Annotated in this window: 1 protein-coding gene; it reads right to left on the bottom strand. The window is 46.4% G+C overall.

Features of this window, described 5'->3' with window-relative positions; translation table 11 throughout:
* The coding region (locus tag KDK17_RS14770; RefSeq protein ID WP_257288384.1) for a hypothetical protein at nt 1–7,453 on the bottom strand (7,453 nt) is incomplete at its 3' end.
* Nucleotides 7,454–7,864: the final 411 nt, after the last annotated feature.

Genomic DNA, 7,864 nt, shown 5'->3' with positions numbered 1-7,864 from the left:
AGGCAATATCGTCAAGAACGTAGTTGGCGATGACCGCAGCTGCGTATTCTTTCATGCCTTCAACAGACTCTTTCATACCCGCCGGGCCGGTTGCGGTCAAAGTAGTAAAGGCACCCTGCATGAATTCTTCAGTACCCCTGTCGGAGAGCATCTGGACAACAGCACTGAATTGAGCCACATTAATGCCGTGTTTGTAGCCAAGGAAGTGTTCAAATTCTTCCACTGGCTGATAACCGTCGATACCTCTGACGGCTTTTATGTAGTTGTCAAGTTCAACCTTGCTAATCAGACCTTCACCCAGCAGGGCGATAATCTTTCTACCAGTGGCAGAACGGGTAGTAAAGTATTCCGTGAAACCCTTCAGGTCAATGGATTCATGCTCAATGTAGTGAATGGCTTTCAGGCCCATGCCGTGTATTTCATCGTCGTATTGTTGAGCCGCGGTTTTTATCTCATTTCTGGCCCTGTTCACCAGCCCCTCGATTTTTGTCAGGACATTCTGAGGCTGACCTTCTAAAGGCTCGAAAGGGTAGACCGGGAAGTTCCTCTTCAAACTCTTGAAGACTTCCACAATCCGGCAGGCCTGATCAAAACTCAGATTGTCTCCGACTATTGTCTGCAAGCGAATCGGTGCAAATTCATCGTCAAAATCGAAAGTCGTAAGGAATGGTATTGTCTTACCATTCTTCACTGCTGCTTCGGTCAGGCCCATTGCGGCTTCCAGAGCTTGTTGTTTGAGAGGGTGCTGCTGCACGAACTTGAGGATATCGCCCCGGGCTTTTTCCTGTTCTGGCGTGAACTGGAAGGGACCGCCGTCATTTTTCACGGCTTCCTCTGCAGTCTTCAGGACTTCCTCCATTCTCTCAATATCTGCTTTCCTGGTTTTAATCTCGCCTTCAAGACGGGCCTGTTCCTGAAGTATCTTGATCCTGCCGCCTGTTCCATCAGCACCGCCCAGTTTTATCTGTCTTTCTCTCAGGGCATTAAGCCGTTGTTCATGGGTATCAGAAACGTCTGGTTTAAGACCCAGAGCTTTTTCAGTGGCGTCAAGAGCTGCTTTATGATGATCCGTCAGAGCCTCTTCTGCTTTTGATACAGCTTCACGTTTCTGCTCAAGGACTGAAGCCAGCGCAGCCATTTCCTTGTTATGCGCGGTTTTAGCCTGCTCATCGATGTATCCAGGATGTTCAATCTCCTGTTTTTTACGATTCAGATTCTCTTGTGCATTCAACTCTTCAAGCTGTGTATGGGTCACTTCCATAGTTTTCCTGACGTGCTCATGCAGGAATTCTGTGACCTGAGTGTACTTTTTCCTGATTGACGTCAGTTCATTTAATGCGTTATCGCGTGCATCGGGCTCGATCCAACCGTGAGCATATGAATAGACTTTAATGGCAAAGTTATAAGCTTCTTTCAATGATCCGAGATCACCTTCTTTTACCAGAATGTGCAGATTTTTTACGACAGCTTTCAGTTTGTTAGCAGCATGACCTAGTCTTTCTGCACCGTATCGCTGCAGGAAATGACTGATGTCCTCTAACCTCTCTTCGGGGGGTTGTTCATCACCTGCGGGTAGACCCAAATCGGTCTGAATTCGTTTCATTGCCCGATTGAGAGCTGTGTCGCCTTCTTCCGAGATAGGGGTGATCGTGTCATGAATCACAAATTTCAGTTGTTTGCCTTGAAGCTTCTTAAGCTTGTGATAAACACCAGACAGCTCTCTTTCAGCTTCTTCAATTGCCCGTCTGGCCACGGCTAACTCACGATCAAGGACGTATCGTGGTTTAGGTCCCAGGCGAGCCATTTGCATGTCAAGTTCTTTTTCAATGGTTGCGATACGCGAATGAACGTCGGGCTTACCCGCATTGAGAATTTCTTTGAACAGTTGTTTGAGTTTTGCTTCAATCAGACGGTTCTGGTTTTCGATAGTGGCATCATCTTTATAGCCCTCAATGTTGAGTTGATGAGCCACTTCATTGTTTCTGGCTTGTTTGGCATCTGCATCGTCGTAACTTTCGTCTACTTCATCCATTAATGTCTGAACTTTGGCTTTCAGAGCCTCCTTCTGATAAGACAGGTCACCCTCTTCAAACTCTACTTTCAGCTCGTCAGCCAGTTTGGCAGTGAGAGCCTTGCCCTTTTCTTTGGCAGTAACGTTTTCAATGATGTCGATATCCAGTTCGTCTTCTACGATATTAAGCAGCCTCGACTGTCGTTTTCTGGCTTGCTTATCCAGGTATGAATCTTCGATCTTGTAGGCAAGACTTGCACGAAGCTTCCTGAGCTTAAGACCCCATTCGCTGAGTGCTTTGCTGTCTTCTTTCCAGAGGCTTTGATCTATCTGATCCAGCGTGTATTCCGGGATATCAGTGAAGCGAAGTATTTTAACAACCCGGGCAAATCTTTCTGCTTTTTCACTCTCTTCAGATTTGATGTTGAGTATTTCTTCTAATGCTGCCAGCTGTTCTGTCTGTTGTTCTCTGGCATGCTCATCCGGTTCCGGGCCTTCGACTTTATAGTGAAGATGGGCAAGAAGCCTCTTGAGTTTGAGGTGCTTCTCGTCCGGAGTTTCGCCTCCAGTTGCCCAAAGGGTACTGTCTATCTTATCCGCCATGTAATTCGGGAGATCATTGTCGTCAAGGATTTTACGAACCCTGCTGAATCTCGTAGTTTTGTCATCCTCTTCATTGACTTCGATGGTGAGTATTTCTTCTACGGCTTTCAGTATGTTCAGAGCCTCTTCCTCTATCCGCTGTCTGGCTTCTCTGATGAATGCATGCATGTGTTCAGAAATTTTCTGGCGACGAAGATGGACATCATTGCTTTCATCAAGGTCACTCATCTCAAGGGCTTCTTCCACGTCACTCAGTGTCTCAAGTACTTCAGACCTGGCTATGGGGTGGCCTGGTGTTCTCATGTCAGCCAGTTCTCTTTCCAGCACTTTAATCCTTATGAGCTTGCCACGCACTTTTAATTCCAGAAGGGTGAGGTCTTCTGATGTGGTGTCTTCAGCCTGCTCAATACCGGGAACCGTTGCCAGAGCACCTTTTTTGGAAGGGGTGAAAGAGCCTTCAAAATCCTTTTGATCTCTCAATGTCTCAACTCTCTGATGCGGAATTTCAAGTTCATCATCCATTGTCGTAAGTTTATGATGTGCCTGATCGACCTGAGCTATCAGCTGCTTTAGACATTCCATGATAGCTTGGTGACGGACTTCAGGGGTCTTTCCGTTATCCGGGACCAGACCGAGCTTCAATTCAATGTCAGCCAGATTATTCTGGATCATCCGATTGGTTCGTTCTTCATTTTGTTCCAGTTGCTGCTGAATGGAATGAAAGCGGGCATGCAGATCGTTTTCATTGTCTGGAGTAATATCGAGCTTACTTTCAATGGTCGCCAGTGCCTCTTTTACAGCTTCTTCCCCAGGCTGCTCTTCTAAGGAATCTGTTGCGACAACTGGTTTTAGGGCAGTTGATGTTGCGGCAATTGATGTTGCGGCGATTGACGTTGCAGCAACCGGTGTTGCGGCAACTGGTGTTGCAGCAATTGATGTTGTGGCAATTGATGTTGTGGCAATTGATGTTGCGGTAATTGATGTTGCGGTAATTGATGTTGCGGCTGGTTGTCGTTTGATTTCATGAACTTTCTCTATGATAAGTCTGGCTTGTTTTTCGGGTGGCCAGGTAACATCCCAGTTATTAATTTCAAGCGCTGCTGCTATTTGAACGTAGCACTCTTGTCTGGTTGCTGCTACTGCTTCACGAACTTCTTTTCTCAGTATTGGAATTCGTTCGACTTCTTCCTGAATATGATTTAACCATCTTCTCCGTCCTGCCAATTCTTGTTGAGTCAGAAGATGTTGTCCATAGGCCTCACTGAACTGCTGACTGATGCGTTCCCGCAGGTTCTGATGACGGGCTGCAAGGTCATCTTTGTTTTCCGGAATCAGGTCGAGCTTACTTTCAAAAAAAGCCAGTTTTTTGCGGGCTTCCTCTTCGGCCAGTTTTTCATCTTGTTGCAGCTGCTGTCGAATGAACTGAGCGACAGCTTGATCGTCTTCATTGATCGAAGTAATACTGCGCTTGCTTCCAATGGTTGCCGGTCTTGCTCTTACAGCTTCTTCATCAGGCTGTCCTGTTGCGGGAATCAATTGCTTGAATTTACGAATTTTCTCCCTGATGAGTCTGGCTTGTTCCCAGGGTAGCTGGGTATTATCCCAGTCATCAATACCAAGCTCTGCTGCTATTTCTGCGTTGCGATTGTTTGTGGCTTCTGCTCTGGCATGAAGGACCTGTTTTTCAAGCGATGGATTTAGATCGATCAGGTGATGAGCATTCTGTGCCCATGTTTTCTTTTCTTCCGGCTTTTGATTCTCAACATATCGTTTAACGGCCTCAAGTCCTCGCTGTTTAAGGTGCTGCTTAATGGCCTGATGACGGGTTTCATGGTCATCTTCGTTTTTCGGCACCAGGCCGAGCAGAGTTTCAACTTTAGCCAGTCGGGCTTCCTCATCAATGGGGTCTGGCATCTGTTGCAGAAATTGTTGAATGTAATCAAGCCGGGTTCTCGGACCCTTCTCATCGCGCGGGGAAATAACAAACTCAATCGGTGCCTGTTTTGCTTCTACATCATCTTCACCAGGCTGTTCTATTGTGGTAGATGTTGCGGGCACTGCCTGAATGATTTCATGCATTTTTTTTCCGATGAGCCTGACTTGTTCTTCCAGTGGTTGGTTCTCATCCCAGTCACGAATACCAAGCTTTGCTGCTGTTTGAGCGTTGCGAGCTTTTTTAGCATCTTCAATGGCATCACGAACTTGTTGTTCCAGCTTTGGAATTTGTTCGATTCTCTGCTGAAGTTTCTGTAAAAGGCTTTTCTGTTTTTCCTGCTCTTGTTGAAACTGAAGATATTGTTGATCGATCTCAAGTTCCAGCTGTTCAAGGTACTGCTGAATGGCCTGGTGACGGGCTTCAAGGTGATCTTTGTTGTCCGGAACCAGACCGAGGTAACCTTCAAAGATAGCTAGTTTTTCCCGGACTTCGTCATCGGACAGTTCTGTGTCCTGTTGCAGCTGCTGATGAACGAACTGAAGGGTACTCAGATGGTTTTTATTGACCGAAGCAATAACGCGCTTGCCACCAATGGCCGTGGGTTTTGCTTTTACAGCTTCTTCATCAGGCTGTCCTGCTGCGACCATTGATGTGTAGATTTCATGAGTTTTTAATTCGATGATTCTGGATTGTTCTGCCAAGTGTCGGGTATTATCCCAGTCATCAATACCAAGCTTTGCTGCTGTATAAGCGTTTTGAGCTCTTATGAATAATCTTCTGACTCGATAAACTCGCCTTTCCAGCTTTGGAATTTGTTCGACGTCCTGCTGAAGTTTCTGTAAATGGTTTTTATGTTCTACTATCTCTTGTTGGAGCTGAAGATCCTGAACCTCAAGTACCTGCTGTTTAAGGTGCTTTTGAATGGCCTGGTGACGGGCTTCAAGGTGATCTTTGTTTTCCGGAACCAGACCGAGGTAACCTTCAAAGACAGCTAGTTTTTCCCGGACTTCCTCATCGGCCAGTGTTTTGTCAAATTGCAGCCGCTGATGAACGAACTGAAGGGTACCCAGATGATTTTGATTGACCGAAGCAATACCGCGCTTGCCACCAATGGCCGTCGGTTTTGCTTTTACAGCTTCTTCATCAGGCTGTCCCGCTCCGGCCATCGATGTGTAGATTTCATGAATTTTTATTTTGATGAGTCTGGCTTGCTCTTCCAGTGGCTGGGTATCATCCCAGTCATCAATACCAAGCTTTGCCGCCGAATAAGCATTTTGATTTTTTATGAAAAATCTACTGACTTGAAAAACTTGCTTTTCCTGCTCTGGGGTTTTTTCGAATTCCTGCTGAAGTTTCTGTAACTGGTTTTGCTGTGCCTCTATCACTTTGCGATTCTGCACAGGCTCATCATCAATCTGCTGTCTGGGTATGTCATCGGTGAGTTTGGCAGCAATGCTTTCGTCTTCGCTTAATGGATCGTCAGGCATTTCGGTGTTATCGCCTTCAACCTCATGAATATTTTCAACAAAATACCGATTGCTTAGAAGATTTCTAAATACGGGTTTGAAACCAAAGTGTTTTTCGAGTTGATTATGCATCCAGCTTGCCGTGGAGGCTGACATAGCGGCTTCGATTTGTCTTACTGTCAATTCAAATTCATCTGCCTGGCCTGGAGTAGCATTGGTCAATGCCTGCTGGATATATTCGAACTGTGCAATCAGCCTCAGTTCATCTTCGTATATAAGCGTCGTTTGTCCGTCTTCGTTAAGTTGAGCATTGTGCCATGCAGCTATTCCCTCCAGCAGTTCCATCTGCCTGTTTCGAATGACGTACTGGTAGCTTTTGACTTTGTCTTTTCTAATCTGTGCTCTCGCTTCAGAAGGGGGTATGCTGGAAAATTCTTCCGCAAACATGTTGTAGAGATTTTCCACAAAAGCGACATCGGCCGAATTCTGCTTCTGACCACGAAAAACAATCACCTCTCCCGGAGCCTCAGTCACTTCCAGCTTTGGATAACCCTCAGGTACGGGATATGCCCTGGTCTCATCCTCGACGTATACAACATAGCCGACGGGTTTACGGTAGTAAAAAAGCTCATTCAGAGCTTCCTGTTGTAAATCTTCCCCCAGAACATGAACCTGGGTATAGGCGGAGGTGGCTGCTGCTAAAAGCGTCTCTTCATTGACAAACAACGATTGATCCAGGCGGCGCAGTTCTGGGGGCTGATCGCCTCCAGCGATAAGACGCATAAAGGTGCGCCCGTTCACTTTAACTTCGTTTACTTGAACGGTGGCAAGGGCGACGTAGTCATTACTTGCGCCAAGGTTTCCTGCTCTTCTATTCGCAACTTTCAGCACTCCGGCCAGTTGTTCGGGACTGGCGATTTTTGTGAACTTTTCCAGGGAATGGATGCCATTCAATTGAGTACGAACAGCATTAATTGACTCCTGATCGGTCATTCCGTTTCTGACCTCAATGGCCAGTTTCTCTTCTGCAAGGTTATGGGTGAACCGGAAGACCCCCTCATCTCCTACCTTGAGGACTTTGGTGTATTTCTGAGCAACGTCATTGTCGTCTGTTTCAAACAGATCGACAGTTGAAACGCCACCGACGATGCCAGAAAGAGTGTCTGTGAAGCCTTCAGAAGGTATGTCATAGCCAGCCCTGGCTTGAGCCTGATCAGGGTAAGTGGTAGTAAAGGATTTGGGTATTGGCTGCTGGTCATCACCTAAAGTTGGCCTGACTATGACCTCACTCCGGGTAAATTCCGCATATCCATTGCTCTGAATATCGGTAGATTTTGTCTGCAGCCTGCGATCCGCCAGCGCCTGCGTACCAATGACGGATGAACAGATTGCAATGGCCACTGCAAGACTTAATGCATTGGGGGGAGCATTTGTCATTCTACTACCTCAGAGTTGAGTACTTTTATTACCGTGAAAAGTGATTGCTACACCGGGCAAAGAAGCAACTTTTAATCGCCGATGGCTGTTAATCGCTCATGGCTGTTCCGATGAGCTGTTGAGAGAATTTAGTTCACATTGGCAAATCCGGTAGGCTGTTGAGCGAATTTTGTTCACAATGGCAAAGTGGAATGCCAATAAAATTGATTTGTTTTTTCAGGAAGGGGGGACATTGATAGTTTCTAACGGGGTTTAATTGCTCTGTAAGGGGTTACTCAGCTACAGTCTTTGTGGCTCTCTTGCCACCGCTCTTTTGCCCTTCGTAGAAGGCGCCCAGAGTGTAAAAGTACGGAATACTTTCTGCGTGGGAAAATGACCATTGAGGCACATTGTCCCTGAAGTATTTCTCCC

This window comes from Endozoicomonas sp. SESOKO2, assembly GCF_024606245.1.
Taxonomy (GTDB): domain Bacteria; phylum Pseudomonadota; class Gammaproteobacteria; order Pseudomonadales; family Endozoicomonadaceae; genus Endozoicomonas_A.
This window is presented reverse-complemented; position numbering and strand designations above follow the sequence as displayed.